Annotated in this window: 31 protein-coding genes and 1 pseudogene; 20 read left to right on the forward strand and 12 right to left on the reverse strand. The window is 54.2% G+C overall.

The window, feature by feature from the left end; translation table 11 throughout:
• Positions 1-31 precede the first annotated feature (31 nt).
• From urtB to CKQ54_RS02935, 9 genes are all read left to right on the forward strand, one after another.
• Entirely contained in the window at positions 32-1,600 is a 1,569-nt protein-coding gene (gene urtB / locus CKQ54_RS02895; protein ID WP_120163165.1) for an urea ABC transporter permease subunit UrtB, read from the forward strand.
• On the forward strand, positions 1,600-2,673 hold the full coding sequence (urtC, locus tag CKQ54_RS02900) for an urea ABC transporter permease subunit UrtC (RefSeq protein WP_120163164.1): 1,074 nt from the start codon (positions 1,600-1,602) through the stop codon (positions 2,671-2,673). Before urtB ends, urtC begins: the two co-directional genes overlap by 1 nt.
• An 8-nt stretch (positions 2,674-2,681) precedes the next feature.
• A complete protein-coding gene (gene urtD, locus CKQ54_RS02905; protein WP_425272798.1) occupies positions 2,682-3,479 on the forward strand; it encodes an urea ABC transporter ATP-binding protein UrtD in 798 nt (265 codons plus the stop codon).
• Between the two features lie 11 nt (positions 3,480-3,490).
• Positions 3,491-4,189: an urea ABC transporter ATP-binding subunit UrtE gene (urtE, locus tag CKQ54_RS02910; RefSeq protein WP_120163163.1), complete on the forward strand. Its 699-nt coding sequence runs from the start codon at positions 3,491-3,493 to the stop codon at positions 4,187-4,189.
• A gap of 78 nt (positions 4,190-4,267) precedes the next feature.
• Positions 4,268-4,528 carry a DUF4160 domain-containing protein gene (locus CKQ54_RS02915; RefSeq protein WP_157961031.1) on the forward strand — a complete coding sequence of 87 codons (261 nt, stop codon included), beginning with the start codon at positions 4,268-4,270 and terminating at the stop codon, positions 4,526-4,528.
• The gene (locus tag CKQ54_RS02920; protein WP_112291532.1) at positions 4,506-4,922 is read left to right on the forward strand and encodes a DUF2442 domain-containing protein; all 417 of its coding nucleotides are present in this window, start codon (positions 4,506-4,508) and stop codon (positions 4,920-4,922) included. Before CKQ54_RS02915 ends, CKQ54_RS02920 begins: the two co-directional genes overlap by 23 nt.
• Positions 4,922-5,305 (forward strand): hypothetical protein, encoded by a 384-nt coding sequence (locus CKQ54_RS02925; protein WP_120163162.1) that lies wholly within the window; start codon positions 4,922-4,924, stop codon positions 5,303-5,305. The genes CKQ54_RS02920 and CKQ54_RS02925 overlap by 1 nt, the downstream gene beginning before the upstream one ends.
• Positions 5,306-5,393: 88 nt before the next feature.
• Positions 5,394-5,654: a type II toxin-antitoxin system Phd/YefM family antitoxin gene (locus CKQ54_RS02930; protein ID WP_120163161.1), complete on the forward strand. Its 261-nt coding sequence runs from the start codon at positions 5,394-5,396 to the stop codon at positions 5,652-5,654.
• A 1-nt stretch (position 5,655) separates the two neighbouring features.
• Complete coding sequence (locus CKQ54_RS02935) at positions 5,656-5,994, forward strand: type II toxin-antitoxin system RelE/ParE family toxin (RefSeq protein ID WP_120163160.1); 339 nt, start codon at positions 5,656-5,658, stop codon at positions 5,992-5,994.
• A gap of 59 nt (positions 5,995-6,053) precedes the next feature.
• On the opposite strand, the gene CKQ54_RS02940 is transcribed toward CKQ54_RS02935, so the two are convergent.
• Positions 6,054-6,302, reverse strand: coding sequence for a GlsB/YeaQ/YmgE family stress response membrane protein (locus tag CKQ54_RS02940; RefSeq protein WP_013573417.1), 249 nt, complete (start codon positions 6,300-6,302; stop codon positions 6,054-6,056).
• A gap of 406 nt (positions 6,303-6,708) precedes the next feature.
• Between CKQ54_RS02940 and bhsA the strand changes: the two genes are divergently transcribed.
• The 3 genes from bhsA to CKQ54_RS02955 all read left to right on the forward strand — a co-directional run bounded on the left by bhsA (position 6,709) and on the right by CKQ54_RS02955 (position 8,222).
• Positions 6,709-6,966, forward strand: coding sequence for a multiple stress resistance protein BhsA (bhsA, locus tag CKQ54_RS02945; protein ID WP_112291538.1), 258 nt, complete (start codon positions 6,709-6,711; stop codon positions 6,964-6,966).
• Between the two features lie 156 nt (positions 6,967-7,122).
• The gene (locus CKQ54_RS02950; protein ID WP_120163159.1) at positions 7,123-7,758 is read left to right on the forward strand and encodes a LysE family translocator; all 636 of its coding nucleotides are present in this window, start codon (positions 7,123-7,125) and stop codon (positions 7,756-7,758) included.
• A 17-nt stretch (positions 7,759-7,775) separates the two neighbouring features.
• Positions 7,776-8,222: a GNAT family N-acetyltransferase gene (locus CKQ54_RS02955; protein WP_120163158.1), complete on the forward strand. Its 447-nt coding sequence runs from the start codon at positions 7,776-7,778 to the stop codon at positions 8,220-8,222.
• Between the two features lie 40 nt (positions 8,223-8,262).
• On the opposite strand, the gene yfcF is transcribed toward CKQ54_RS02955, so the two are convergent.
• Entirely contained in the window at positions 8,263-8,895 is a 633-nt protein-coding gene (gene yfcF / locus CKQ54_RS02960; protein ID WP_120163157.1) for a glutathione transferase, read from the reverse strand.
• Positions 8,896-9,109: 214 nt separating this feature from the next.
• On the reverse strand, positions 9,110-11,104 hold the full coding sequence (locus CKQ54_RS02965; RefSeq protein WP_425272799.1) for a methyl-accepting chemotaxis protein: 1,995 nt from the start codon (positions 11,102-11,104) through the stop codon (positions 9,110-9,112).
• A gap of 255 nt (positions 11,105-11,359) precedes the next feature.
• On the opposite strand from CKQ54_RS02965, the gene CKQ54_RS02975 reads away from it, so the two are divergent.
• The gene (locus CKQ54_RS02975) at positions 11,360-11,899 is read left to right on the forward strand and encodes a hypothetical protein (protein ID WP_120163155.1); all 540 of its coding nucleotides are present in this window, start codon (positions 11,360-11,362) and stop codon (positions 11,897-11,899) included.
• An 11-nt stretch (positions 11,900-11,910) separates the two neighbouring features.
• A complete protein-coding gene (locus CKQ54_RS02980; protein ID WP_244220164.1) occupies positions 11,911-12,396 on the forward strand; it encodes a GNAT family N-acetyltransferase in 486 nt (161 codons plus the stop codon).
• On the opposite strand, the gene CKQ54_RS02985 is transcribed toward CKQ54_RS02980, so the two are convergent.
• Positions 12,380-12,832: a GNAT family N-acetyltransferase gene (locus tag CKQ54_RS02985; protein WP_113876879.1), complete on the reverse strand. Its 453-nt coding sequence runs from the start codon at positions 12,830-12,832 to the stop codon at positions 12,380-12,382. The two genes, CKQ54_RS02980 and CKQ54_RS02985, sit on opposite strands and share 17 nt — an antisense overlap.
• Positions 12,833-12,861: 29 nt before the next feature.
• Positions 12,862-13,428: a helix-turn-helix domain-containing protein gene (locus CKQ54_RS02990; protein WP_120163153.1), complete on the reverse strand. Its 567-nt coding sequence runs from the start codon at positions 13,426-13,428 to the stop codon at positions 12,862-12,864.
• A 137-nt stretch (positions 13,429-13,565) separates the two neighbouring features.
• Between CKQ54_RS02990 and CKQ54_RS02995 the strand changes: the two genes are divergently transcribed.
• The 5 genes and pseudogenes from CKQ54_RS02995 (at position 13,566) to CKQ54_RS03015 (ending at position 18,265) form a co-directional block, all read left to right on the forward strand.
• Positions 13,566-14,768, forward strand: a complete 1,203-nt coding sequence (locus tag CKQ54_RS02995) for a benzoate/H(+) symporter BenE family transporter (RefSeq protein ID WP_120163152.1) — start codon at positions 13,566-13,568, stop codon at positions 14,766-14,768.
• Between the two features lie 122 nt (positions 14,769-14,890).
• Positions 14,891-15,922, forward strand: coding sequence for an L-idonate 5-dehydrogenase (gene idnD / locus CKQ54_RS03000; RefSeq protein WP_120163151.1), 1,032 nt, complete (start codon positions 14,891-14,893; stop codon positions 15,920-15,922).
• 87 nt (positions 15,923-16,009) lie between these two features.
• Positions 16,010-16,606, forward strand: a complete 597-nt coding sequence (locus CKQ54_RS03005) for a DJ-1/PfpI family protein (RefSeq protein ID WP_120163150.1) — start codon at positions 16,010-16,012, stop codon at positions 16,604-16,606.
• 141 nt (positions 16,607-16,747) lie between these two features.
• Positions 16,748-17,290: pseudogene (locus CKQ54_RS03010) on the forward strand (isochorismatase family protein); the annotation flags it as partial.
• A 48-nt stretch (positions 17,291-17,338) separates the two neighbouring features.
• Entirely contained in the window at positions 17,339-18,265 is a 927-nt protein-coding gene (locus CKQ54_RS03015; RefSeq protein ID WP_120163148.1) for a GlxA family transcriptional regulator, read from the forward strand.
• A 187-nt stretch (positions 18,266-18,452) separates the two neighbouring features.
• On the opposite strand, the gene CKQ54_RS03020 is transcribed toward CKQ54_RS03015, so the two are convergent.
• Together CKQ54_RS03020 and CKQ54_RS03025 are read right to left on the reverse strand one after the other, a co-directional pair.
• Positions 18,453-18,995: a hypothetical protein gene (locus CKQ54_RS03020; RefSeq protein ID WP_120163147.1), complete on the reverse strand. Its 543-nt coding sequence runs from the start codon at positions 18,993-18,995 to the stop codon at positions 18,453-18,455.
• 165 nt (positions 18,996-19,160) lie between these two features.
• Complete coding sequence (locus tag CKQ54_RS03025) at positions 19,161-20,156, reverse strand: acyltransferase (protein WP_120163146.1); 996 nt, start codon at positions 20,154-20,156, stop codon at positions 19,161-19,163.
• Positions 20,157-20,393: 237 nt separating this feature from the next.
• On the opposite strand from CKQ54_RS03025, the gene CKQ54_RS03030 reads away from it, so the two are divergent.
• On the forward strand, positions 20,394-21,632 hold the full coding sequence (locus CKQ54_RS03030) for an MFS transporter (protein WP_120163145.1): 1,239 nt from the start codon (positions 20,394-20,396) through the stop codon (positions 21,630-21,632).
• A 170-nt stretch (positions 21,633-21,802) separates the two neighbouring features.
• Here CKQ54_RS03030 and exaC read toward each other — a convergent pair whose 3' ends face one another.
• From exaC to fdxH, 5 genes are all read right to left on the reverse strand, one after another.
• Positions 21,803-23,341 carry an acetaldehyde dehydrogenase ExaC gene (gene exaC / locus CKQ54_RS03035; RefSeq protein WP_112291565.1) on the reverse strand — a complete coding sequence of 513 codons (1,539 nt, stop codon included), beginning with the start codon at positions 23,339-23,341 and terminating at the stop codon, positions 21,803-21,805.
• Between the two features lie 102 nt (positions 23,342-23,443).
• Complete coding sequence (locus CKQ54_RS03040; protein ID WP_112291566.1) at positions 23,444-24,085, reverse strand: glutathione S-transferase; 642 nt, start codon at positions 24,083-24,085, stop codon at positions 23,444-23,446.
• 85 nt (positions 24,086-24,170) lie between these two features.
• Positions 24,171-25,076: a formate dehydrogenase accessory protein FdhE gene (gene fdhE, locus CKQ54_RS03045; protein WP_120163144.1), complete on the reverse strand. Its 906-nt coding sequence runs from the start codon at positions 25,074-25,076 to the stop codon at positions 24,171-24,173.
• On the reverse strand, positions 25,073-25,726 hold the full coding sequence (gene fdoI / locus CKQ54_RS03050; RefSeq protein ID WP_112291570.1) for a formate dehydrogenase cytochrome b556 subunit: 654 nt from the start codon (positions 25,724-25,726) through the stop codon (positions 25,073-25,075). The genes fdhE and fdoI overlap by 4 nt, the downstream gene beginning before the upstream one ends.
• Complete coding sequence (fdxH, locus tag CKQ54_RS03055; protein ID WP_120163143.1) at positions 25,723-26,634, reverse strand: formate dehydrogenase subunit beta; 912 nt, start codon at positions 26,632-26,634, stop codon at positions 25,723-25,725. Before fdxH ends, fdoI begins: the two co-directional genes overlap by 4 nt.
• Between the last annotated feature and the right edge of the window lie 12 nt (positions 26,635-26,646).

A 26,646-nucleotide genomic window follows, 5' to 3' on the forward strand; every position in this document is an offset into this window, starting at 1 on the left:
ACCAGCATCAACTTTATGCGGCGAGAACATTATGAGAATCCTCATCCGATCACTGCTTTTCCTGCTTTGTTGCCTTCCGTTGCTGGCAGAGGCAGGTGCGGCGAATGACTTTGCTGCCGCCAGCCGCAGCCAGCAGGCCACGTTATTACAGCAATGGGCGGCGGATCCGCAACCGGAAAGGCTGCCGCTGCTCGAGGCGCTGAAGCAGGAAAACGTCGTCATCGACGAAGCGAAACACGCATTCATCCAGAATGGCGATCGGCTGACGCCGCTGGAAGGCGACGTCAAACCGCAGGGTGACAGTAAAAAAGTCTGGCTGAACAACCGCCTGCGGATTTTGATTGCTAATGCGCTTTCCGCACACCGTCTGGTGAGCACCGACAGCGCCATCCGTTTGCAGGCAGCAAAAGCCTTACAGCGTGAAGCGCAGGCCGATCAGCTGCCGCTGCTGACGCATCGTCTTGAACTGGAAAAAGACAGCACGGTTCACGATGCCCTTTCCATTGCGCTGGCGAATTTACAGCTGGCCGATGCCAGTCCGCAGGTGCGCCTGAAAGCCGTTGAACTGCTCGGCACGTCGGGTGATCCGGATACACAAGGTCGTCTGCAAAGTCTGACGGATCCGAAAGCTGAGGCCGATGCGACAGTGCGTGACGCCGCGCTTGCCAGCCTGAAAGCGGTACAACATCGCCTGATGATCGGCGATCTGCTCGGTCAGGCCTTTACCGGTTTATCGCTCGGCTCGATTTTGCTGCTGGCCGCGCTGGGGCTGGCAATCACTTACGGTTTGCTGGGCGTGATTAACATGGCGCACGGCGAAATGCTCATGCTCGGTTCCTATTCAACCTACATGGTGCAGTCGCTGTTTCAGCACTACGCGCCGGGGCTGCTGGCGCTGTATCCGCTGGTCGCGCTGCCGGTGGCCTTTTTCATTACCGCCGGGATCGGCATGGCGCTGGAGCGCACCGTCATCCGCCATTTATACGGTCGTCCGCTGGAAACCCTGCTGGCGACGTGGGGCATCAGCCTGATCCTGATCCAGGGCGTGCGCGTACTGTTTGGGGCGCAGAACGTTGAAGTGGCCAATCCCGGCTGGCTCTCCGGCGGCATTCAGCTGTTGCCGAATCTGGTGCTGCCGTACAACCGCATCGCGGTAATCATCTTCGTCATGCTGGTACTTGGGCTGACCTGGCTGCTGCTCAATAAAACGCGCCTTGGCATGAACGTGCGTGCCGTGACGCAAAACCGCGCCATGGCGGCCTGCTGCGGCGTGCCGACCGGACGCGTTGATATGCTGGCGTTCGGTCTCGGTTCAGGTATTGCCGGTCTGGGCGGCGTCGCACTGTCGCAGCTGAGTAACGTCGGCCCGGAACTCGGTCAGGGTTACATCATCGATTCCTTCTTAGTCGTGGTGCTCGGCGGTGTCGGGCAACTGGCAGGTACCGTGGTGGCAGCCTTTGGTCTGGGCATTGTGAACAAAATTCTTGAGCCGGAAATCGGCGCGGTACTGGGCAAAATCCTGATCCTCGCACTGATTATCCTGTTTATTCAGAAACGTCCGCAGGGACTCTTCGCCTTCAAAGGCAGGGTGATTGACTGATGAGCCAGCCGCTGACGATTACCGGCGTACAAAAAGCGCCAAAGGTTGCGATTTCGGTGGGCACGCTGGTGCTCATCATCCTGATTTTGATGCCGTTTCTGGCGCTGCTGCCTGCCACGAATCCGCTGGCGATCTCCACCTATACGCTGACGCTGATCGGCAAGATCCTGTGTTATGCGATCGTCGCGATCGCGCTCGATCTGGTGTGGGGCTACGCCGGATTATTGTCGCTGGGTCACGGGCTGTTTTTCGCCCTCGGCGGTTACGCGATGGGCATGTATCTGATGCGACAGGCCGCAGGCAGCGGGCTGCCGGATTTTATGTCGTTCCTCTCATGGACCGAGTTGCCGTGGTTCTGGGCGGGCACGCAGCATTTCGCCTGGGCGCTGTGCCTGATTGTGCTGGTGCCCGGCGCGCTGGCGTTTGTGTTCGGCTACTTTGCTTTCCGTTCAAAAATCAAAGGCGTGTATTTTTCGATCATGACGCAGGCACTGACCTACGCCGGGATGTTGCTGTTTTTCCGCAATGAAACCGGCTTCGGCGGCAATAACGGTTTCACCGGTTTCACCACCCTGCTCGGCTTTCCGGTCACCGCCACCGGCACCCGTGTGGGATTATTTTTAGCCACGGTTCTGGTGCTGGTCGCCAGTCTGGCGCTCGGCTTTGCGCTGGCACGCAGTAAATATGGCCGCGTGCTGACGGCGGTACGCGACGCTGAAAACCGGCTGATTTTCTGCGGCTACGACCCGAAAGGTTTCAAGCTTTTCGTCTGGACGATTTCCGCCATGCTGTGCGGCCTGGCGGGTGCGTTGTACGTTCCGCAGGTCGGCATCATCAACCCGAGCGAAATGTCGCCGACCAACTCCATCGAAGCCGCCATCTGGGTGGCACTCGGCGGGCGCGGCACGCTGATCGGCCCGATTATCGGTGCAGGCATCGTCAACGGCGCGAAAAGCTGGTTCACGGTCGCCATTCCCGAATACTGGCAATTTGTGCTCGGCGGCATGTTTATTCTGGTGACGCTGTTCCTGCCGCAAGGCGTGATTGGCCTGCTGCGTAAAAGGAAATCCTGATGAGCCCGATGACCATGACAGAAGATCTGTTTACCCAGCCGCAACTGGCCGACCGGCATCGCCGGCAGACCGACCCGATTTTGCAGCTGGAAAACATTAACGTCAGCTTTGACGGATTTAAGGCGCTGACCAATTTGTCGCTGAACATCGGCGTAGGCGAATTACGTTGCGTGATCGGCCCGAACGGCGCGGGGAAAACCACGCTGATGGACGTGATCACTGGCAAAACCAAACCGCAAAGCGGCCGCGTTTTTTACGATCAGCGCACCGATCTGACCAAACTGGATCCGGTGCGCATTGCGCAGTCCGGCATTGGCCGTAAATTCCAGAAGCCGACGGTGTTTGAAGCGCTGACGGTGTTCGAAAATCTGGAGATCGCGCAGAAAACCAATAAGTCGGTATGGGCCTGTCTGCGCGCCAAAATGAACAGCGAACAGCGCGACCGCATCGATGACATGCTCGGCACGCTGCGTCTGGCGGCGGAACGTCATCGCCCGGCGGGCTTGCTTTCACACGGTCAGAAACAGTTTCTGGAAATCGGCATGTTACTGGTACAGGAGCCGCATTTATTACTGCTCGATGAACCGGCAGCAGGCATGACCGATGCCGAAACCGAGTATACCGCCGAGCTGTTCAAACAACTGGCGGGCAAGCATTCGCTGATGGTGGTCGAGCACGACATGGGCTTTGTGGAAACCATCGCCGACCACGTGACGGTGCTGCATCAGGGGCAGGTTCTGGCCGAAGGTTCGCTGCGCGATGTGCAGGCCAACGAGCAGGTTATCGACGTGTATTTAGGGCGCTGAGGAGTCGCATTATGTTGCAGGTAAATGAACTGAATCAGTTTTACGGCGGCAGCCACATTTTGCGCGGCTTGTCTTTTGAGGCAAAAATCGGTGAAGTGACCTGCCTGCTCGGTCGAAATGGCGTCGGCAAAACCACGTTGCTGAAATGCCTGATGGGGCTGATCCCGGCGAAGTCCGGCACCATCAGCTGGCAGAGTCAGGTGATCAATTCCCGCAAACCGCACCAGCGCGTGCAGGCGGGCATTGCCTATGTCCCGCAGGGACGTGAAATTTTTCCGCGTCTGACTGTCGAAGAAAATCTGCTGATGGGCTTATCGCGTTTTTCCGGAAGCGATGCAAAACAGGTGCCGGATGAAATCTACCATCTGTTCCCGATCCTGCTGGAAATGAAGCATCGCCGCGGCGGGGATTTGTCCGGCGGCCAGCAGCAACAGCTGGCGATCGGCCGCGCACTGGCCTGCAAACCGAATCTCCTGATCCTCGATGAACCGACCGAAGGCATTCAGCCGTCGGTGATTAAGGAAATCGGCGCCGTGATCAAACAACTCGCCGCCCGGGGAGACATGGCGATACTGCTGGTCGAACAATTCTACGATTTCGCCGCCGAACTGGCCGACAGCTATCTGGTGATGTCCCGCGGCAGCATTATAAAACGCGGGCGCGGAGAAGAAATGGAAGCGGAAGGCGTACGGGGGCTGGTGGCGATTTAGTCCCTCATAAAGTAACGCTCGCTAATTCATCCCTTCAGGTCTACCATAAACCTAACTGCTAGGTTTATGGATAAACTCATGCCCACAATTCTCCGCTTTTCAGGATGGTTGATTATGGTTTACAGCCATGATCACCTGCCGCGCCACGTTCATTTACGGCGCGGCGACCAAAGAATCAAAATGGCTTTTGACAGGGTTTCACTTAACTACGACACAATGGAAATTTATGGTGTCGCCACGTTCGCGGAGATCAAAGCTTTGTTTCGTTACTTAGAAGCAAATATCGTCACGCTCAATGCTGAATGGGAGAAGATCCATGGCACCAATGACACGATTTGATGCGGCGTTAAAACGCGGGGAGCAAACGGCTAATGACCCTTCCCGCCCTGTTTCGGTCGAATACCGTCCTGAACAACATGCCTTTATGATCATGCACGGCAACGGCGTCGGGTATCTTATTAACATTGATTTGATTGAAGAACTTCAGCACGCAACACAGGAACAACTGAACACCGCAGAAGTCGATGGTTTCAGCAAAGCACTGCGTATTCCGGCCTGTGATGTGGATATTTACCTGCCGGGATTACTTGCAAAAATTCTTTTTGATGCCAGCGACTTACAGAAAATTGTTGCCTCAATTAACGGTGCCATGCGCAGCGCGGTTAAAGCCAGTGCCAGCCGGGAAAATGGTAAAAAAGGCGGACGTCCGCGTAAAAGTACAGAGTTAAGTTAATGCCAAAAATCAAAAGTCAGGAAGCTCTGGTGCGTCAGCGCAAGCGCTGGATAATGCTGGCGGTACTGTTGGCGGTGATCGCCGCAGGCCATCAGTGGTGGAAACAAGGGAAACTCGTCTCCGAGCAGTGGAGCCCCAACAAACAATATGTGGTGCGAGAGTATAAAACTTTCGAATTTATTCCGCGCATGACCCTGCCGGGCGACGGCGGGCATTATTCCGGCTATATGCGTGTCTACAACCGCGACGGCAAACAGTTTTACGAAGAGTATTCCGACCTGCTCGACTTTATCGAAGGGCCGTTCTGGGCGAAGGAAGGCGTTTACTGGATGGGAAATGATAATCAGGACATCGTACGGTTGCCGACGTCACCGGTGGAGTAAAATCCTTTTGAGTAAACCTTAGGCAATCTGAGACTATCAGGCGTACAATTCTTCGAACGAATCGCACGAACCATTCGAAGGAAGTAGCATGAAATCACTAAGCGCTAATGAAGTAAAAACTCAATTTGGCGATGTTCTTTTGAGAGTTCAGCGGGAACCCGTTCAGATCAATCGTAACGGCAAACCCGTCGCAGTAATGCTCTCTATCGAAGATTATCAGATGCTTGAAGAAGTGAAGATGCGGCTTCTTAAAGAAAAAGTGTCGCGTGCTGAAGCGGATATTGCCCGCGGAGACGTCATGGATGGCGAAACCTTTTTCGCTCAGCTGATGAGTGGAAAACGAGACTAAAATGAGTCGCTATCAGATTGCCAGGGAGGCACAGGAGGATTTATTTGATATTCAGCGCTATTCCCAAAAACATTGGGGAAAAGCCCAGTCCGATAAATATCTCTCTGAATTATTTGTCCTTTTTTCTATGCTGGCAACTCATCCTGAGATGGGAAGGCCGGTGTCGTTTCGCGAAGATCTTTTCCGTTTTCCACATCAACACCACATGGCGTACTTTTTAACGACACCTGAGGCGATAATCTTTATCGCTATCATGCATCAAAGCCGTTCTCCTGCTGATGTTCTTTCCATGAGATTGCATGAGCCTGAAGCCAGCTATCTGGCTATCTTTCAGGATTAACAGACACAAAAAAGCCGCGACATGCGCGGCTTTTCACATCTCAACCTAAGGTCGAAAGCTTAGCTTCTGACTTTACGGTAGATAAACAGTACGACGATCGCACCAATCACGGCGACAACGAAGCTGCCGAAGTTGAATCCGTCTACGCGACCAAAACCGAAGAAAGTACTGATATAACCACCCACAACGGCACCGACAACACCCAGGACTACGGTCAGAATAAATCCGCCGCCATCTTTGCCAGGCATGATCCATTTCGCCAGAATACCTGCAATCAGACCAAAGATAATCCAGGATAAAATTCCCATTTTCGACTCCTCCGAATAAATTTCCGTTACCGTGAATATTGTTCAACCAAGTTAGCCAAACAAAAGCAGAACGTTTCGCGCTCTGCGAGCAGAACGTGTGTTTTACACGAACGCCCCTCTTCTTGAACTGCAATCAAAGTCTAGCACCGATTCTACAAAACCGCCCAAAATCAGCAGGAAGGGAGAGAAAAGCAGAGAAATCTAAGGCAATTTCAGGCTGTGTCAGCACGAATGTGGTTTCGTCAGCTACCCGCATTCGCACGTAAAACTGCGTAAAAAGTAGACCAAATATTTTGAATGAGATACTCAAATCAATCCGTTTTTCATCGTCAGCTATCCGGCCTATTATGCATCCATCGAAAGGCAAACACCTTTCACTCTCATAAACCTGAATGGATTAAACATCATGAAAAACGTCAAAATTTTTGCTGTAGCTGCTACCCTTTCTCTGATTTCTTTCGGCAGCTTCGCAGCTCAACAGATTACCCAGCCATCCGGCGACATGCAGAAAATCGGCGTAATTTCTGCCGCTAACTCAACGACCCTTAGCGGTCTGGAAGCGAAATTATCTCAGCAGGCTAAAGACGCTGGCGCATCTTCTTACCGCATCATCTCTGTGACCGGTAACAACAAACTGCACGCTGACGCTGAAATTTATAAATAATCTCCCGCGTAAAACTCTCTGAAAAGCCTGTGGAAGCCCGACTTCCACAGGCTTTTTTATTTGCCAGTATTTTTATGCCGAATTTCGTTTAAATTCGCGATTGCAACTATCCCATCCTGTTCACTATTCTGGTTTTTTCGCTCATCAGGAAAAGCCATGACCGTTACCGAATCTCTCCTTTCTTATGCACTTGCTGCCGGAATTTTAACGCTGACACCAGGCCTTGATACCGCATTGGTTCTGCGCACGGCGGCCAGTCAGGGCAGCAAAAAAGCCTTATTGTCAGCATTTGGCATCAGTACCGGCTGTCTTATCTGGGGCGCAATGGTGGCGCTCGGCTTAGGCGCGGTTCTTGCGGCGTCGGAAATGGCATTTACACTGCTTAAGTGGACCGGCGCAGCTTATCTGGCCTGGCTCGGTTTGCAGATGCTGCTCAAACCGCGAAGCGAAATGAACATGGCCGCGCCGGAGGGCAGCCGGAAAGTGTTACGCATCGGCAATTCTCCGTTCATAAGGGGATTATTTGGCAATGTGCTGAACCCGAAAGTCGGCGTGTTTTATGTTTCTTTCCTGCCGCAGTTTGTCGCCACAGGCTATCCGGTCGGGCCGTATATTTTTGGACTCGCCGCTATGCACGCCGTGATCGGCACACTCTGGTCCATCACCATGATTTCCGCCACGCGCCCGTTATCGCGCTGGTTGCGCCGCCCTGCGGTGGTCAGAACACTTGATCGCTTAACCGGCACCGTTTTTCTCGCCTTTGCAGTACGACTCGCTATGACTAAACGCTAACTAAAAGGAATCCTGTCATGAAGACCCGTCTTACCCATGCTCCGACAGAACATGATATTGAGGAGATCAAAACAGCTCTGCGCACTTTCAACCGGAATTTTGTTCCTCAGTCGAAATTTCGCGAGTTAGGTATTTTTGTGGAAGACGAGAACGGCAGCAAACAGGCCGGGATTGTGGCGGAAACGGTCGGTAAATGGATGTATATCCAAATGTTGTGGGTCGATGAGTCGTTACGCGGAAAAGATGTCGGAACGCAACTGATTGCCGAGGCGGAAGCAGAAGCTAAAACGCGGGGATGTCGCTATTCGCTGGTGGATACCTTTAGTTTTCAGGCCCGGCCATTCTATGAGCGAATGGGTTACGAGATGCAGATGGCGCTGGAAGATTATATCCGCGATACCCGCACGCCTGAGGATGCGCCGTCTACCCATACCCGGTATTTCCTGACCAAGACATTAGGCTGAATCGGGGAAGCGCGGCTGAACGGGCCGCGCAATTTTTCGGTTATTTAGCCGACAGCGCCAGCCATTCCAGAACCGCAGGACGTTGCCACTGCGCTTGTGCGTACGCCGCCAGTTTCTCCGGCATCGCATCACCATTTAAACGCAGACGGTTCAGCATCAGCGCCAGATCCACATCCGCAATACTCCATTCACCAAACAGATGTTCTTTGTCGCCCAGCAAACGTTCGGCGGCGGCAAACAACTTTTCCGCAGCCTGCTGCGCTTTAGCAGAAAGCGGCGGACATTTTGCCCCGGCAAACACCACTTCCGTTGAGCGCTCCTCACGGATGGGCATCAGGTCACTGCGCAGCCACGCCTGCACTTCACGCGCTTTGGCACGGTTTTCCGGATCAGCCGGATAGATAGCCGGAAACGTCGGCGCAGGGAAAAGCTCTTCAACGTACTCATCAATCGCCGAAGATTCGGATAAAACAAACGTGCCGTTGGTCAGCGTCGGAACGCGACGGGTCAAGGACAGCGCCGAATACGTTTCTTTCAGGTTCTCCGCATCATCCAGGCTGACCGTTTCCAGTTCAAACGGAATGCCCTTTTCAGTCAGCGCCACAAAAGCAGACATTACGTAAGGACTGAAAAAATTAGCATCGGAATACAAAATCAGCGAAGACTGGCTCATGGAAATCTCCTGAAAAAAATAAAGCAAAAGGAAGAAAAACATAGCGCAGAAAGTGGGGTGTGTCGTTAAAAAAACCGATATTTCAGTTCTCCTGTCCGGTGTAAAACCCCCTCCCAGCCTCCCCCTTCGCAGGGGGAGGAGCAAAAACGCGATCTGCTCCCTCCCCTGCGAAGGGGAGGGTTGGGGTGGGGTATTAATGGCATCTGCGTCGCTATTATTTCAGCCGGAACACCTGAACAATTTCATTCAGGCGACGCGCCTGATCTTCCAGAGAAGCCGAAGCGGCTGAGGCTTCCTGAACCAGCGCGGAGTTCTGTTGCGTGACGCCATCCATTTCATGAACCGCCTGTGTTACCTGACTGATGCCACGTGATTGCTCGTCAGATGCCGAGACGATGTCGCTCATGATATCGCGCACATCCGTAACGGCTTTCATGATTTCTTTCATCGTTTCGCCGGCATTTTTCACCAGCCCGACACCGTGATCCACACGACTTGTCGATTCCTCAATCAGGGCGGAAATCTCTTTCACCGCATCGGCGCTGCGCTGCGCCAGACTGCGCACTTCCGAGGCCACTACCGCAAATCCGCGCCCCTGTTCACCTGCACGCGCGGCTTCTACCGCGGCGTTGAGCGCCAGAATGTTAGTCTGGAACGCAATGCCATTAATCACTGACGTGATTTCAGAAATACGCCGCGAACTGTCGTCAATTTCCCCCATAATGCCGACAACATCCGTCATGATGCTGTCACCTTTACCGGCGATTTTCGTGGCATTGGCGGTCAGCTCTGTCGCCACATGGGCATTATCGGCGTTTTGTTTTACGGTCGCCGTCAGCTGTTCCATGCTGGCCGCCGTTTCTTCCAGCGCTGCCGCCTGTTGTTCCGTTCGCGAGGCCAGATCGATATTGCCCGCCGCAATCTGCGACGCGCCGCTGCCGACGGCATGACTGGTGGAAATGATGTCATTCACCACATGGCGTAACTGCGATTGCATGGTTTGCAGCGCAAAGAAGATGCTCGACTGATCGTTTTTCTGCGTCACAATCGGATGTGTCAGATCGCCATCCGCTACCGTCAGCGCAATTTTTGCCGCATCGGAAGGTTCGCCGCCCACAGGGCGTAACACTTTGCGGGTAAAGATAACGCTCAGCACCGCGAAGACCACGATGATGCTGAGTACCATCAGCGCCAGCGCGTAATAAAGCTGACGGGTGCTTTCTTTCATCACCGCGTTTACAGGCGCCACGATACCCAGCATCCACGGCGTGCCCGTATTACCAATCTGAATCGGCACAAATTCGGAAAACGCCTTTTCTCCCAGCACCGGATCCTGCTGTTCGCGGCTGGTCATCTGTCCGGTCTGAATGCTTTTCAGCAATGACGGGTCATTTTCCAGCTTATGCGTGATCTGGTCTTTTTTCGGCGAAGAAATGTAATTACCTGACTGCGAAAACAGCATCGCATAGCCGGTGCCCTGATAAGGTTTGATGCTATTGACCAGCGTCTGCAGGGTTTGCAGGGAGAAGTCCGCCGTGACAGAACCGAGGAATTTGCCATCCACCATAATCGGCACGGCAATTGACGTCAGCAAGGTATCCACGCCGTTATACGGATAACTGTAAGGCTCGAGGATCACCTCTTTTTGCAGCTTGCGCGGCAGCAGATAATAATCACCGCTGCCCGGCGTTTCGTAATCCGTGAGGTTATGCAAAACGACGTTGCCGCTGGTATCCCGGTCCACATAACGGACGTAGCGGCCATCCGGATCCTGCCCTTCCTTGGCGGCGAGGTCTTCATCTTTGCCATCAAAAGCATCCGGCTCCCAGGCCAGCGACATAGAGAGAAAATCCGGGTGACTTTTCAGGGCATTTTGCAAAAGGGTATCGGCCAGTTTGCGGTCAGCATGTCCGGCTTCACGCAGGCTTATCATGCTCTGACCCAGGTCGCGGGCGGCTTGTAATGCGGTATCGAGTTTCTGACGGGCCAGATAGCCGTCGGTGCTGGCGGTTTGTTGCAGATAACGGCGGGCAATCTCACGCTGCTGATTGGCCGACTGCCAGCTGAGCAATCCGACCGTAATGATGTAACCCAGACTGATAGTGATCAGCCCGACAATCAGCATCAGCGTACGGGTACGCATCGCCTTCTTAGGGGCATTTTTCTTTGTTGCAGCCTCAACTCTGGCCGCCGGTGAAAGCGCCTGCATCTGACTCATAAAATTACCCCGGAACAGAAAAACGTACTGTGAAAACTCACGATGAAATAACGCGGATGATCTGTCCCTGACGCTGGCCCGGCAGAAGCGGGAATTCCGTTATCGTCTGAATTATCGGCAACAGGCGGAGATGCTTTAGCCAAAACGGTAAAAAACCGGCCGGCAAAGATAAACGTTCGCATCCTGCTCACGTCTCCCTATACTGCTGTTATGTCGGCTGATTCAGCACCTTTCCAGGAAACTCCTATGAAGTCATGGCTCTTACCTCTTTTGTTGCTTGCGCCACTGTGTTCGCAGGCGGCTTCCACGCCGAAAGAAATCAAAGCGCGATTCAGCCAGTTTAAGGTCGGGGATAAAACCATTTGCCTCGATGATGTGACGTATGCCAACAACAGCAAAATGAAAGTCATTGAAAACGGCTTTGTCGTGTCTAAGCGGAAAAATGTGCTGATTTATCAGAGCAATACGCTGTTTTTGCTGGGAAATGACATCACGGTGAACATCAAGGCGATTATTGAAAGCCGCGCAGGGAAATACGCCTTCAACAACCAGTTCAAACAGGCCATGATTCAGGTTGAGGGACTGGACGATCCGGCGCGAGCCAATGAGAAAGCGAAAATCATTCAGTCATTCCAGGATGTGATTTCGGACAAGCATAATGAAACGCCTTACAGCTCCGTGGCGCTGACCGACAAGGGCTACATCATCACGCAGGTCGAAAGCCACTCAACGACCATCAGCGAATGCTACGTAACGCCTTATAAGAAGCCGGAAAATAACAAATAAATCAGAGGGAAATGATGACTATTTTAGCGCCGATGAGGGCCGCGTTTTACCCGAATTTCGCCGAACAGCTGGCAATAGATTATGCCGAAGAGAACGTAACCGCCGGTCTGTGGCAGGCGGATACCGCGCTGGAACGGGCGCGAAGTTCTACGCAAAATGCACTGCCGCAAGGTATTGATACGCCGGATCAGTATCTTTTCGAGATTAAAACCGAAGAGAACGGCGAAACCGCAGGCTATTTATGGTTTTCTAACGTCGAACGTTATGGCGTACGCAGCGCGTTCGTGTACGAGCTGACGGTGTTTCCGCAATTCCGCCGTCAGGGTCATGCGGCGGCAGCGTTCAGATTGATGGAAGAACGCCTGCAGGAACAGGGCTGTGCGGCAATCGAACTGAATGTCTTTGCCAGCAATCCCGGTGCGCAGGCGCTGTACGCCAGCCTGGGTTACGTCACGACGAAAATGAATATGCGTAAACCGCTTAGCGCTGATATTTAATAAATTCGGTCAGCGTACCAATACGGTCATACAATTTGCGGGCCGTATGGTTACTGGTTTTCGTCGTCCAGTAGACGTTAGCTTTGTCGTGCTGGTCGGCGTAAGCGTAAACCGCTTCAATCAGTTTCTGCCCGATCCCCAGTTTGCGTGCGCTGTCATCGACGTATAAATCCTGCAAATAGACCACCTGCTGCATGTGCCAGCCATGATCGTGATTGATACAATTCACCAGCCCGACCAGTTTTCCCTCGTATTCCGCCACATAGCCAAACATGCTGGCGTAGTCAGGCTGAGATAAACGCGTGAAAGTGTAATCAAACTGCGCCGGATCCAGACCTGACTGGTAAAAATCCAGATATGCACGCCACAGGGTTTCCCAACCTTCACGGTCAGCGGGCGTTAACGGACGGATCACAACATCTTGCGGCTGGCTCATGGGGTCATTCTCCTCAGGAAATGAAAACGTTACGGGCGCGAATGCGGATAATGTATCAGGTCGTGGAAACGCACGGAATGGCCGCTTTCGTTGCGGTAAGCATGCGGGCAATCGGCGGCAAAACGCAGCGCCTCTCCGGCACTCAATATGCGCGTTACGCCATCAACGGTCAGCGTCAGTTCACCTTCAGTCACAATCACATGCTCGATTACGCCAGCTTCATGAGGCGTGGATTCACTGCACCCGCCCGGTTCGAGATCGATAACAAACATGTCCATGCGCAACGTGGTGTCGTAGGGAAATAACGGCACGACGCGCATTCCTGAGGTTTGACTGTTGAAGGTGGTCAGCAAGCCGTGGCGATGCAACGCGGCTGACTGCTCAGGTGGCGTTTCAAGAAATTCCGAAAACGATACATTCAGGCCGCTGGCGATTTTCCACAATGTCGCCACCGTCGGGCTGGATTCGCCACGCTCAATTTGCCCGAGCATCGCCTTACTGACACCGGTTTTTTCTGCCGCCTGAGTGAGACTCCAGCCGCGTTCGCTGCGAACGGCCTTAAGCTGGCGGCCAATATGGCGGGTGATTTCCTGCATGGTATCTCCTCTGCGACGATGATCGTTCATCGCCATTGTGCGTTATAACGCACAGTGATATCTTGAGCGCATCCGATGTGCGCTATAACGCACAACAGCATACCGCCAGCGTCCGCTAACCAGAAGGATTTTCACCCATGGCCTCGCGTTTTAGTTTGCAGGATTTAACTTTTTCGGCGGTAATCGCCGGCTTTGTCGCGGTTTTAGTCGGTTATACCAGCTCGGCGGCGATTATCTTTCAGGCAGCGGAAGCGGCGGGCGCCAGCGTGGCGCAAATCGGTGGCTGGCTGAGTATGCTCGGCCTGGGAATGGGCGTCACCAGTATTGGTCTGTCGCTGTATTACCGCACGCCGGTCGTCACCGCCTGGTCTACGCCCGGCGCAGCGCTGCTGGTCACCAGCCTGCCCGGCACCTCGCTGAATGAGGCGATTGGCGTATTTATTTTTGCCACCGGACTTATCCTGCTGTGCGGCGTGACCGGCCTGTTTGCCCGGCTGATGCATTACATTCCGCAGGCACTCTCGGCGGCGATGCTGGGCGGCATTCTGCTGCGCTTTGGGCTGAATGCGTTTACCTCGCTGCAAAGTAATTTCGCCCTCGCGGGCAGCATGTGTCTGGTGTATCTGCTGGCGAAACGCGCCCTGCCACGCTATGCGGTGGTGCTCGCGCTGGCCGCCGGGTTGATTGTCGCCGGTTTACAGGGCGATATTGCGCTGCACGGCCAGACGCTGACCTTCGCGGCGCCGGAGTTTGTCATGCCGCATTTCACGCTTTCCTCGATTATCGGCATCGGTATTCCGTTCTTTGTCGTAACGATGGCTTCACAAAACGCACCGGGGATCGCCACCCTGAAAGCGCACGGCTATCACCTGCCCGTTTCTCCATTGATTACCTGGACGGCGCTGACGGCATTGGTTTTAGCACCGTTCGGCGGTTTTACCGTCTGTATCGCCGCCATTACCGCCGCAATTTGTATGGGCGAGGATATTCATCCTGATCCGAAAAAACGTTATATGGCGGCGGTGGCGGCAGGCATTTTCTATCTGATCGCGGGCGTGTTTGGCGGGTCCATCGGTATGGTCTTTACCGCGCTGCCGGAAGCGCTGATCCACACCATCGCCGGGCTGGCGTTGCTCGGCACCATTGCGGGCAGCCTGTACCGCGCACTGGAAAACGAAAAGCAGCGCGATGCGGCCATCATCACCTTTCTGATCACCGCGTCCGGCGTCACGCTGCTGGGTGTCGGTTCGGCATTCTGGGGGCTGGCGGGCGGCGTAATTACGCATCTGATCCTGAGTATTCCGGCGCGAAACCGTGATAAATCCGCCGGGAAAGGTTGAGTCCGTTCAAGTTCTGGGTAACAGGTTTTCGTAACACGGCGCAAAGTGACGACGATCACATTTTCTGACCGGCAAACCCTTTTTACTGGGCGCAATCAGGCCCTTTAAAGAGCGAGAATTCCATGACTATTGCCACACAATCCTGCGTCGTGACCGGGAAAAAAGACGTTTCGGTCATCGACCAGACTATCGACTATACCGGCCAGGGCACGCTGGTAAAAATTACCCGCGGCGGGATCTGCGGTTCCGACCTGCATTACTACGAACACGGCGCGGTGGGCGATTTCAAAGTGCGCGAGGCGATGGTGCTCGGTCACGAAGTGGTTGGTGTGGTGGAGAAATCGGATAACCCAGATTTGCAGCCCGGCCAGAAAGTGGCGCTCAATCCGAGTAAGCCGTGCAAGGCCTGTAAATATTGCCTGTCCGGTGACGAGAACCAGTGTACTACCATGAAATTCTTCGGCAGCGCGATGTATTTCCCGCACATCAACGGCGCGTTCACGCAGTACAAAATCGTCGACAGCGCCCAGTGCATTCCTTACGACAATCAGGTCAGCGACCGCCTGATGGTGTTCGCCGAACCGCTGGCTGTCGCCATTCATGCCGTGAATCAGGCGGGTGATATTCATGGCAAAACCGTTTTTGTGTCCGGCGTCGGCCCGATTGGCTGCTTAATCGTGCTGGCAGCGAAAGCCAAAGGCGCAGCGCAAATCGTGGTGACTGACCCGAGTGAACGCTGCCGGACGCTGGCACTGGCTGTGGGCGCAAGCAAAGCGCTGGATGCCGCACAGGGCGATTTCAGCGAATATCAGGCAGAGAAAGGTTTCTTCGATGTGACCTTTGACGCCTCAGGCCATCCTTCATCCATCCGCCGCTGTCTGGAAGTGACCCGCGCACGTGGCACGCTGGTGCAGGTCGGCATGGGACCGGTAGTGAATGAATTCCCGCTGATGATGCTGATTGCCAAAGAAATTAACTGGGTCGGCAGCTTCCGCTTCACTGAAGAATTCAACACGGCAGTGGAATGGCTGGCGAATAAAACCGTTGATCCGATGCCGTTGCTGTCGGCGGAATTCCCGCAGGAAAGCCTGGTGGAAGCGCTGGACTACGCGATGGATAAATCCAAAGCGTCGAAAGTGCAGCTGGTTTTCTAGTTCAGTCTGCAACGACACTCACAATATTAAAACATCGTTTCATTTTATGATGTCCTCTGATTTTTATCCTCAGAGGACATTTGCATTATGGTAAAGGACAACGCGAAAAAGCAGGTCGCACTGCTGCTGGCCGACGGATTTGAAGAAGGCGAAGCTGTGATTGTGCTCGATATTCTCGAGCGGCTGGACATTCAGGTCACCACGCTGGCGTGCCAGAAAAGCCTGACACTGCGCACCTATCACGGCATTCAGATGCAGGCCAACGAATTGCTGTCTGCGCAGGGCGACCGTTTATTCGACGCCGTCGTCATGCCCGGCGGGCCGGAAGGCTCAGTGGCGCTGGCAGCCAGCAAAGAAGTGGTGGAATTTGTCCGCCGTCACGATGAGGCCGGTAAACTGATTTGCCCGCTGTGCTCCGCTGCCGCCCGCGTGCTGGGCGGAAACGGCCTGCTGAAAGGCCGCCGTTACGTGTGTTCCGGCGATTTATACAAAGACGTGAAAGACGGCGTTTACGTCAATCAGTCCTTTGTGGAAGACGGCAACCTGCTGAGCGGTAAAGGATTAGGGCTGGCGTTCGATTTTGCTTTCCAGCTGGCGTACCGCCTGACCGGCGACGCTGAAACCACCAATTTCCAGGCCGATCATATCGATTATCACCACTGGCGCGCCGACCAGAAGCTTTGATCAACATGCTGTGATTAAAACGCTGACAGCGGCGGATAACGAAGATCGTCCGTAGCTGTCAGTTTCATGTCCGTTTTTGGCATTCTCATCATCTCAATTCAGGCGCACACTGACTTCACACTCATCAGATGGAGTCCGAAAATGACACACAGTGCCCTGCTAAACATCGACGTCCAGCGTTCATTCGAACACAAAGATTTCTGGCAGCAGAATGATTTACCGGCTTTCAGCGCAGCATTAACCCGCCTGATCGACGGCTGTCAGACCCGTAATGTGCCGGTCATCGACGTGTTTCATGTTAATCCCGACGGCGTGTTCTCGCTGGATTCCGGCCTGGTGACACCGATGTCTTTTCTGAGTCATCAGCCGCAACATGTGGTGCATAAACACGTCCACAATTCCCTGACCGAGTCCGGCCTCGACGGCTGGCTGCGCGAAAACGGCATCACGCATCTGATCATCGCCGGAATGCGTACCGAACAGTGCTGCGAAACAACGGCACGCGTGGCCTCCGATCTGGGCTACACAGTGACTTTTGTCACCGAAGCGACGCTGACCTTCCCGATGACCCACGCCAGCGGCATCACGCTGAGCGCGCAGGACATCAAATTGCGTACCGAGCTGGTTCTCGCCGACCGCTTTGCCACCATTTCCGACGTGACCGGTGCGCTGGCGGAACTCGACCGCGCTGTGTGAAGATAGCGTTTTCCCCCTGCGGACGGATAAAGCACTATGCAGCGAAATGTCTACTTTGTGACGCTCCCCGGCGTGATGTCTTTGGATCTGACCGGTCCGGCAGAAGCGCTGCGCCTTGCCGGGCAATTCCACCTGCATTACATCGGACCGCAGGCGGAAGTTGTGATGTCTACCGGCCTGACGGTCAGCCATTTGCAACCGCTGCCAGAAAGTCTGCCCGCAGGCAGTATTTTGATCATGCCGGGTGTGGCGGAATCCACCGAAAACTTCGCCTCGCCGGTGGCACAGACCGCCTGCGACTGGCTGCATCAGCAGAAAGGCGCGATTGAGGCGGGGGATTTAACGCTGGTGTGTATCTGTTCCGGCAGCCTGCTGGCCGGGAAAGCCGGGCTGCTTGACGGCTATCAGTGCACCACGCATCACGACGTGATCGGGCGTTTACGCCAGCAGGTACCCGCCGCGCAGGTGAAGGATAACCGGATATTTGTCGAAGACCGCTCAGTGCTGACCAGCGCGGGTATCAGCGCCGGTATCGATCTGGCGCTGCATCTGATCGCCACCCATCTGGGGCCGCAGGCCGCGCTGGATGTCGCCCGCGAAATGGTGGTGTATTTCCGCCGTGGGGGCGATGACCCGCAACTTTCTCCATGGCTGCGTTATCGCAATCACCTGCATCCCGCCGTACACCGCGCGCAAAACCTGATGGCCGCCGAACCCGAATCTGCCTGGCAGGTTGAGGACGTCGCCGCAAAGGCACACATCAGCAGCCGTCACCTCACCCGTTTGTTCCGCCAGCATCTGGGGATCAGCGTGCGCGACTACCACGAGCAACTGCGCATCGCCATCGCCCAACAACGCCTGCAACAAGGCGCAGGCATTGAAAAAGCCGCCCTCGCCGCCGGATTCTCGTCCGCAAGACAGTTCAGACGGGCGCAGGAAAGATGGGAGTCTGTACAAGGCTGATTGCAAGTTGAGCAATAAGTGAGTAAAATTTTACTCACTGACGGTTTGTGGGACTGAATAGCTGGGCTAAACAGTACGTCGGTGTCTGCCTGTAAAGGCCGCTGGCCGTGCCGCGATAAGATGAGAATCCAAAGACCTCCGCCTGAAACTGTAAAAAACAAAAAAGCGACCCTGGGTCGCTTTTTTGCTATCTGCGCTTTGTCGGCAGTTTCAGTCCTTTCATTCTCGCACCAAAAATATACCAAAAACTGAATCGCCCGTTTACGCCAACCGGACCAGCCCATTTTTCTCTTGGGTAACCCGTCATCACTTTTAATCGTATATCGCTCGCCGGATGGTTGTTTTTTGTTATTTCGAAAAACAAACAATAATCTACATCCATATAATGCTCTTCGAGATAATAAAAAGTTTCCTGATGCTTATGGGGCGCTCTTGCCAATATCGCATTTTCGTTAATTAACTTATTAACAAGGTCGGGTAAGCGACATGAATAAGTATAACGCTCCCGGCAGAAATATCGCCGGTGATTACCAGGACTGTGCGGATAAAACCATAACTCCGACGTGGCCTGATGCGCCGTAAAACAATGATCAGTGTAAACAATAAAAATCCGCAACTGACGGGCAGGGAAATCATGACTGGCGGGCCTCACGGCGATAATTGTCGATGCACGCAGATGCTCCAGCGTATAAATTTCACCGTTTATTTCAAATGGCAGCCAGCATGTCATAGTGTTTTGCCTGAATAAATGAAAAGAAAGAGTATCCAGAATAAAATGACAAAGATAATGAAAAATACTTATCGTACTGCAACGGTTTAATAGAAATATATTAGGAGTGAATTAATAATATAATGCACTACTATTCATAAAAAATATAAATAGACAACTCTGTTTTTAACTCACCCAATTCCGCCGGTCAATTTTCCCCAGTCCCATCGCCAGTAATAAACCACCACCAAGCCCGCAGGCGAACAGATACGCGATATTCAGCAGCGGATATTGCGGGAAATCGAGATGCTGGCTGCGCATGGCAATGATGATCAGCGCATGAAAGCCGTAAATGGCCAGCGAATGGCGGGAGATCAGCGCAAATCCCGGCAGGATGCGTTGCGCCAGCGCGTTTTTGAAAACCACAAACAGCGACATCGCGGAGATAAACACCAGCGGACCGCTGTAGACGTAAAAGGTGTCGGCGAAATTCTGGTTAATCTGCATCTGCCGGTAAGTGCCCGTGGCAATCGCCAGCGTGCTGAGAATAAACATGACACTGGCCGCCAGTGTGACCGGCGTTTTTCCGGTATTAAGCTGGCTGATGGCGCGCCCCATCAGGGCATACAATACGTAATAGAAGGTGTCGCCGCTGATATACAAATCCAGCGGCAGAAGATGGATTTTCTGCCACGTCACGACCGGCAGCTGGGGATTTGCCAGCACACCGAGCAACATTCCGGCGATCAGCAAATATTTTCCGGACACGGCCTTAACGTTAATCAGCGGGGAAAGCAGGTAGATCACGATAATCGCATAGAAAAACCAAAGGTGATAAAACACCGGTTTTTCCAGAATGAGACGCAAAGACGGCCAAAATCCGATTTTTGTCATCGTGAGGATATAGATAAGCGAGACGGCGCTGTAAAAAAGCAGGCATAAAGTGACGCGCAGGAAATGCCTTTTTTGCGCACTCTTCTCACCAAAAAACAGCGCACCGGAAATCATAAAGAACAGCGGCACACAAACACGCGAGGCGGAATTAAGCAGATTGGCGGCGTTCCATTCAGCGGAATGCACTGCAGCGAAATTGACCACCAGTGACGTGCTGGCGTGGATCGTCACCACCATCATGCAGGCGAGCGCGCGCAAATTATCTATCCAGCTAATTTTTAGGCTCATTAACTGCAATTTCCTTCTTTTCGATGTTCGCTTTGCAGCCTAGCGAGCTTTTGCGCGGCTAACAAGGTAAAAGCACCGATCTCAGATTGTGCTGAAGATGAATCAGATGATTGCGTTGCGCTCAAATAATCGGCAAAATAGCCAGCATTACTGCCTCGCTTGCGAAACCCGCCCGGACAGTCTCTTTTTTTCTGCTAATTTTCAACCGATTAGCCTTACGTCTGTGAAATAACTAAAATGCATAATTCTCCAAATACTGCGTCCCTTTTGGGTCGGCAGGCGCTTTTGTTCCCTCTGTGTCTGGTGCTTTTCGAGTTCGCGACCTATATCGGCAACGATATGATCCAACCTGGCATGCTGGCCGTCGTGGCTAATTTTAATGCCGGGGAAGAATGGGTGCCGACATCCATGACCGCTTATCTCGCTGGCGGCATGTTCCTGCAATGGCTGCTCGGGCCACTGTCAGATCGCCGCGGCCGTCGCCCGGTGATGCTGACCGGCGTGACCTTTTTCATCATCACCTGCCTGGCGATTCTGTTCGTGCAAAACATCGAGCAGTTTATGGTGATGCGTTTCCTGCAAGGTATCAGCCTGTGCTTTATCGGCGCCGTCGGGTATGCCGCGATACAGGAATCGTTTGAAGAATCGGTGTGTATCAAAATCACTGCCATGATGGCGAACGTCGCCCTGATTGCGCCGCTGCTCGGTCCGCTGGCCGGTGCGGCGCTGATCCACGTTGCGCCGTGGCAGTCGATGTTTGTGATTTTTGCCGTGCTCGCCGCCATCGCGCTGTGGGGATTATGGAAATCTATGCCGGAAACAGCCTCGCGTCTTGGCGAACCGTTCTCCATGCCCAGCCTGCTGCGTGATTACAAACATGTGCTGAAAAACCGTCTGTTCGTGTGTGGCGCACTGGCGATCGGTTTTGCCAGCCTGCCGCTGCTGACGTGGATTGCACAGTCGCCGGTGATTTTAATCAGTGGCGAAGGCTTAGCTGCTTACGATTACGGCCTGTTGCAGGTGCCGATTTTCGGCGCGCTGATTATCGGTAACGTGACGCTGGCGCGTCTGACCGGCAAACGCACCGTCGAATACCTGATTAAACTGGGCGCGGGCCCGATGGTGGTCGGTCTGCTGATCGCCGCAGCGGCAACGATGTTTTCGGCGCATGCGTACCTGTGGATGACCGCCGGTCTGAGCCTGTACGCGTTCGGTATTGGTGTGGCGAATGCCGGTTTGTACCGCCTGACGCTGTTCTCCAGCGACATGAGCAAAGGCACGGTTTCTGCCGCGATGGGCGTCATCAGCATGATGATTTTCACGGTCGGGATCGAGCTGGCAAAAGTGGCATACGTCGAAGGCGGTGCGGGGATGTTTAACATGTTCAACCTGTTAAGCGGCCTCGCCTGGCTGGCGCTGGTGGTGGTGTTTCTGCGCAGCCGCCAGGTCGTGTTGCCGCCGAACAGCGTAGTGTGATTTCGATCTGAGTCGCCTGCAAAACCCCCTCCCCGCCTCCCCCTTCGCAGGGGGAGGAGTAAAACGCCGACCTGCTCCCTCCCCTGCGAAGGGGGAGGAGTAAAAACGCCGACCTGCTCCCTCCCCTGCGAAGGGGAGGGCTGGGGTGGGGTATTAATGGCAACTCAGAATCAGAATAACCCCATCGGTTTACTCGAATAAGAAACGAGCAGACATTTCGTTTGCTGATAGTGGTCCAGCATCATCTTGTGAGTTTCGCGCCCGATACCAGACTGTTTGTAGCCGCCAAACGCCGCATGCGCCGGATAGGCGTGATAGCAGTTGGTCCAGACACGACCGGCCTGAATGTTGCGCCCCATGTGATACGCCACGTTGCCGTCACGGCTCCAGACACCCGCTCCCAGCCCGTACGCCGTATCGTTGGCGATTTGCAATGCCTCATCCATATCTTTGAAGGTGGTTACCGCCAGCACCGGTCCGAAGATCTCTTCCTGGAAAACGCGCATGTTGTTTTTACCCAGCAAAATCGTCGGTTGCAGGTAATAACCTTCATTCAGCGAGCCTTCGAGTTTTTTCTTCGCGCCACCGGTCAGCACTTCCGCGCCCTCTTTCTTACCGATTTCGATGTAATCCAGAATGGTTTTCATCTGACCGGCAGACACCTGCGCACCCATCTGCGTTTCCATATCTAACGGATTACCGGTTTTGATCGCTTCAACGCGTTTGATGGCGCGCTCCATAAAGCGTTCGTAGATGGATTCCTGCACCAGCGCACGGCTCGGGCAGGTACAGACTTCGCCCTGATTGAAGGCAAACAGCGCAAAGCCTTCCAGCGCCTTGTCGAAGAATTCGTCTTCTTTATCCATCACATCCGCGAAGAAGATATTCGGGGATTTACCGCCCAGTTCCAGCGTCGCCGGGATCAGGTTTTGTGCGGCATATCCGGCGATTTGCTGGCCGACTTCGGTCGAACCGGTAAACGCCACTTTGGCGATGCGTTTGGACGTCGCCAGATATTCGCCGATTTCGCCACCCGCACCGTTGACTACGTTGATGACGCCCGCAGGCAGAATGTCCTGCACCAGTTCCATCAGCAGCAACACAGAAAGCGGGGTCAGTTTGGCCGGTTTGAGCACGATGCAGTTACCTGCCGCCAGCGCCGGTGCCATTTTCCAGCAAGCCATCAGCAGCGGGAAGTTCCAAGGGATGATTTGCGCCACGACGCCCAGCGGTTCGTGGAAGTGATAGGCGACGGTTTCGCTGTCGATTTCACTGATCCCGCCTTCCTGCGCACGTACGCAGGAGGCGAAATAGCGGAAGTGGTCGATGGCTAACGGCACATCGGCGCCGCTGGTTTCGCGGATAGGTTTTCCGTTATCCCAGGTTTCGGCATTTGCCAGCAATTCGATGTTTTGTTCCATGCGATCGGCGACTTTCAGCAACAGGTTTGCGCGCTGCTGCACCGGCATTTTGCCCCATTCATCTTTGGCTTTATGGGCGGCGTCCAGCGCCAGCTCGACGTCATCGGTACTGGAACTGGCGACTTTACACAGCACTTCGCCGGTCACCGGCGTCAGATTGTCGTAATACTCTTTTTTTACCGGTGCGACCCATTCGCCGCCAATGAAGTTGTCGTATTGTTTTTTGAGTTTGAGCGGAAAACCGTATTCTTCCGGTTTGACGGCATGAGGATTTTTATCATAAGCCATGATGGAACTCCTTTATGCAGCAGGTTTTTAGCAGAGCGCTGCATAAAGTTTAGGCAGTGAAAATCGAACCGGCGGGATGTAAAGAGAACTCTTCGAGCGGCCTCACACCTTTTTTGCTGCAACGCTGGTGTTACCGCTTCCGGGGGGCGTCGTGCGCGCAAAACTCTCACGCTGGAACAGGCGTTCGACCAGTTTTATCAGCTCAGGATGTTCGACGCACCAGCCCGGCGCGATACGACGAAAGTTGAGATATCCCAGACAACAGGCGACGGCGATATCCGCCACATTCAGGCTTTCAGAATTGAGCAGCGTGCGGCTCGCGGCATGTTTTTCCAGTGCATCCAGCCCGCGCAGCAGCTTTTCACGCTGACGCAAAATCCAGGCTTCGTTACGCTTATCGGCATCGCGACGCCCTTCCAGCACTAATGCCACGGCGGCGTCCGTCACGCCATCGGCCAGCGCTTCGATTTGCTTAACACGTAATGCTTCCAGCGGCTGCCACGGCAACAGCGTGGGCGCGACATTCATCAGCTCGATGAACTGCACAATGATCGGGGAATCATAGAAAATTTCGCCATCGTCGGCGACCAGCGCGGGGACTTTTCCGAGGGGATTGAACTGGGTGATTTTGCAGCCCGGTTCATGGGGCGTGTCGTTAATGAAATCAAACGGGATGCCCTTTTCCAGCAACATCACCGAAATCTTGCGCACATACGGGCTGGTATAGCTGCCGATCAACTTCATCACACCCTCCTCGTTTTCGCCGGAACCTCTTTTAAAGCTAGCAGCCATGCCGGGGTTTACCAGTCATGGCTGCCAGATTTACAGGTTACTCTGCCGGAAACAGGAACGGGTTGATGCCGCTGCCGGAAAAACCTTTGTCTTCCATACGGTCATCGAGCAGCAGCGTGGCAAGGTCGTCCGCCACAGCGTCAGCCTGCGGGTCTTTATCCTGATAAATCACTTTCAGGTAAGCGCCGCAATCATCACAGGCTTCGGCTTTCACCGTTGCCTGCTCATCATCAATCGACCACAGATTCAGATGCTCCATCTCGTCGCAGTTGCTGCATTTAGCCCGAACCACATGCCATTCGCTTTCACACAGATTGCAGTGCAGATAGCGCAGGCCACCGGCATTGATCACCGCAGACACAGGAATACTGCCGCAGACCGGGCAGAACTGACGATTTTCACCGTAATCCGCACGTCCGACGCCGCGAAGTTGCGCCGCCATCTGCGCCCAGTAAAGGGACAGCGCCGCCCAGATAAACGGCGCTTTGTCAGCCGGAACGTGTTTGAAATCCTGGCAAAGCAGTTCTGTCGCCATCATTTCACGCTGAAGGTTCGGGGACTGTTCGAGACATTCCAGCACCGCACGCACCGGCTCAGAAGCATCCGGTTTCAGGACAGCAATCAGCGCATCCAGCAACGTCAGCCAGTGCGGCGTACGAGGAAACAGAGCGCAATCGAGCGGCGGTTTACCGGCGGCTTTCTCTAATTCTCCGCTCAGATCGATACTGAGTGGAAATTCCTTCAGCACGCGCTGCTGGGCATCGCATATCGCCGCAGCAAAATTGAGATACCCGTCGAGCGGGCTGTTTTCTGCCAGCGCGCGCAGACGATCGGCGCGGCGCTGATAGAGCGTTTTCAGATTGGCGAACAGCACAGGCGGGATGTTTCCCGCCGCGTTTTTACCGTCTGCCAGTTCGTCCTGTGGAACAATCTGGATGCTCATCCGGCTTTCCTCTGGTCTTGTTCTTTTTTCTGCTCTTCATCACGCACCTGGCGATACCAGCGCGGATGATGATACTTCGCCCATGACACCGGCACTTTGCCGCCGGTCATCGCCGCGATCGAGCCTTTCGCCCAGGTCGCCGCGTAGACGTGCATGATGATCACCAGAATCAGCCCGATACCGGCCAGCGAATGCACCAGCAGCGCCAGACGGATCAGCGGGATCGGGAAGAAATCCGCAAACCACGGACGCCAGATAATCACGCCGCTTGCCATCAGCAGCACCAGACAGCTGATCGCCGCCCAGAACACGCATTTCTGACCGAAGTTATAGCGACCTGTGTCGCCGACTTCATGATTGGTCAGCACCTTGTCGATATTTTTCGCCCACACGAGGTCGTCTTTTTCCGGCAGGTTGTGCTTCCAGTAACGGAAGAACATGCCGAGGAAAGAGACGAACATCACCACGCCGAAGAACGGGTGCAGGATACGCGCCAGTTGCGGCGTGCCGTAAACGTTCATCAGCCAGTTAAACGACGGGAAGAAAAAGCCGATCCCACTGAGCGCCAGCGTCACAAAACAAAAGGCAACAATCCAGTGATTGAGGCGTTCCACCAGGTTATAGCGCTGGATTAACTTCTCTTTTTTCATGGACGTTTCTCCTCATCGTCATGTTTTTCGCCTTCTTCTGCTTGCTCTTCCTCTTTCACGTAGTTCGGACCCACGCCAAGGAAGTGGAAGGCTGCTGCTGCGAAGGTTACCGCGAAGCCGACTGCAGCCAGCGGTTTCCAGACACCTTTCCATAAAGTGACTGCGGCGCTGATGGCCGGATCTTTCGGCAGGCCGTGATACAGCTGCGGGTTGTCAGCGTGATGCAGCACGTACATCACGTGTGTGCCGCCGACGCCCTGCGGATCGTACAAACCGGCGTGCTCAAAACCGCGGCCTTTCAGTTCGCTGACGCGTTCTGCGGCCAGATCCTGCATCGCGGTTTTGGTGCCGAAATGAATTGCGCCGGTCGGGCAGGTTTTCACACAAGCCGGTTCCTGGCCGACGCTCACGCGATCAACGCACAGTGTGCATTTGTAGGCACGGTTATCCTGTTTGTTGATACGCGGAACGTTGAACGGGCAACCGGCGATGCAGTAACCGCAGCCGATACAATGTTCTGACTGAAAATCGACGATGCCGTTGGCGTACTGCAAAATTGCGCCTTCCGCCGGACAGGCTTTCAGACAGCCCGGATCGGCGCAGTGCATACAGCCGTCTTTGCGGATCAGCCATTCCAGCTTGCCGTTTTGTTCCACTTCCGAGAAACGCATCACCGTCCAGGATTTCGCACTGAGATCCATCGGGTTGTCGTACACGCCGGTATTGATACCCACTTCATCGCGCAGGTCGTTCCATTCGGAACAGGCGACCTGACAGCCTTTACAGCCGATGCAGGTGGTGACGTCGATGAGTTTCGCCACTTCCTGCTGATGGTCACGGGCACGCGGTGCAGGCGTGAACCCGTTGGTTGCGGACTTACGAAGTATGTCCTGTGATTGCATTGCCATAATTCGCCTCCG

Origin of the sequence: Rahnella variigena (genome assembly GCF_003610915.1) — a bacterium.
GTDB lineage: Bacteria > Pseudomonadota > Gammaproteobacteria > Enterobacterales > Enterobacteriaceae > Rahnella > Rahnella variigena.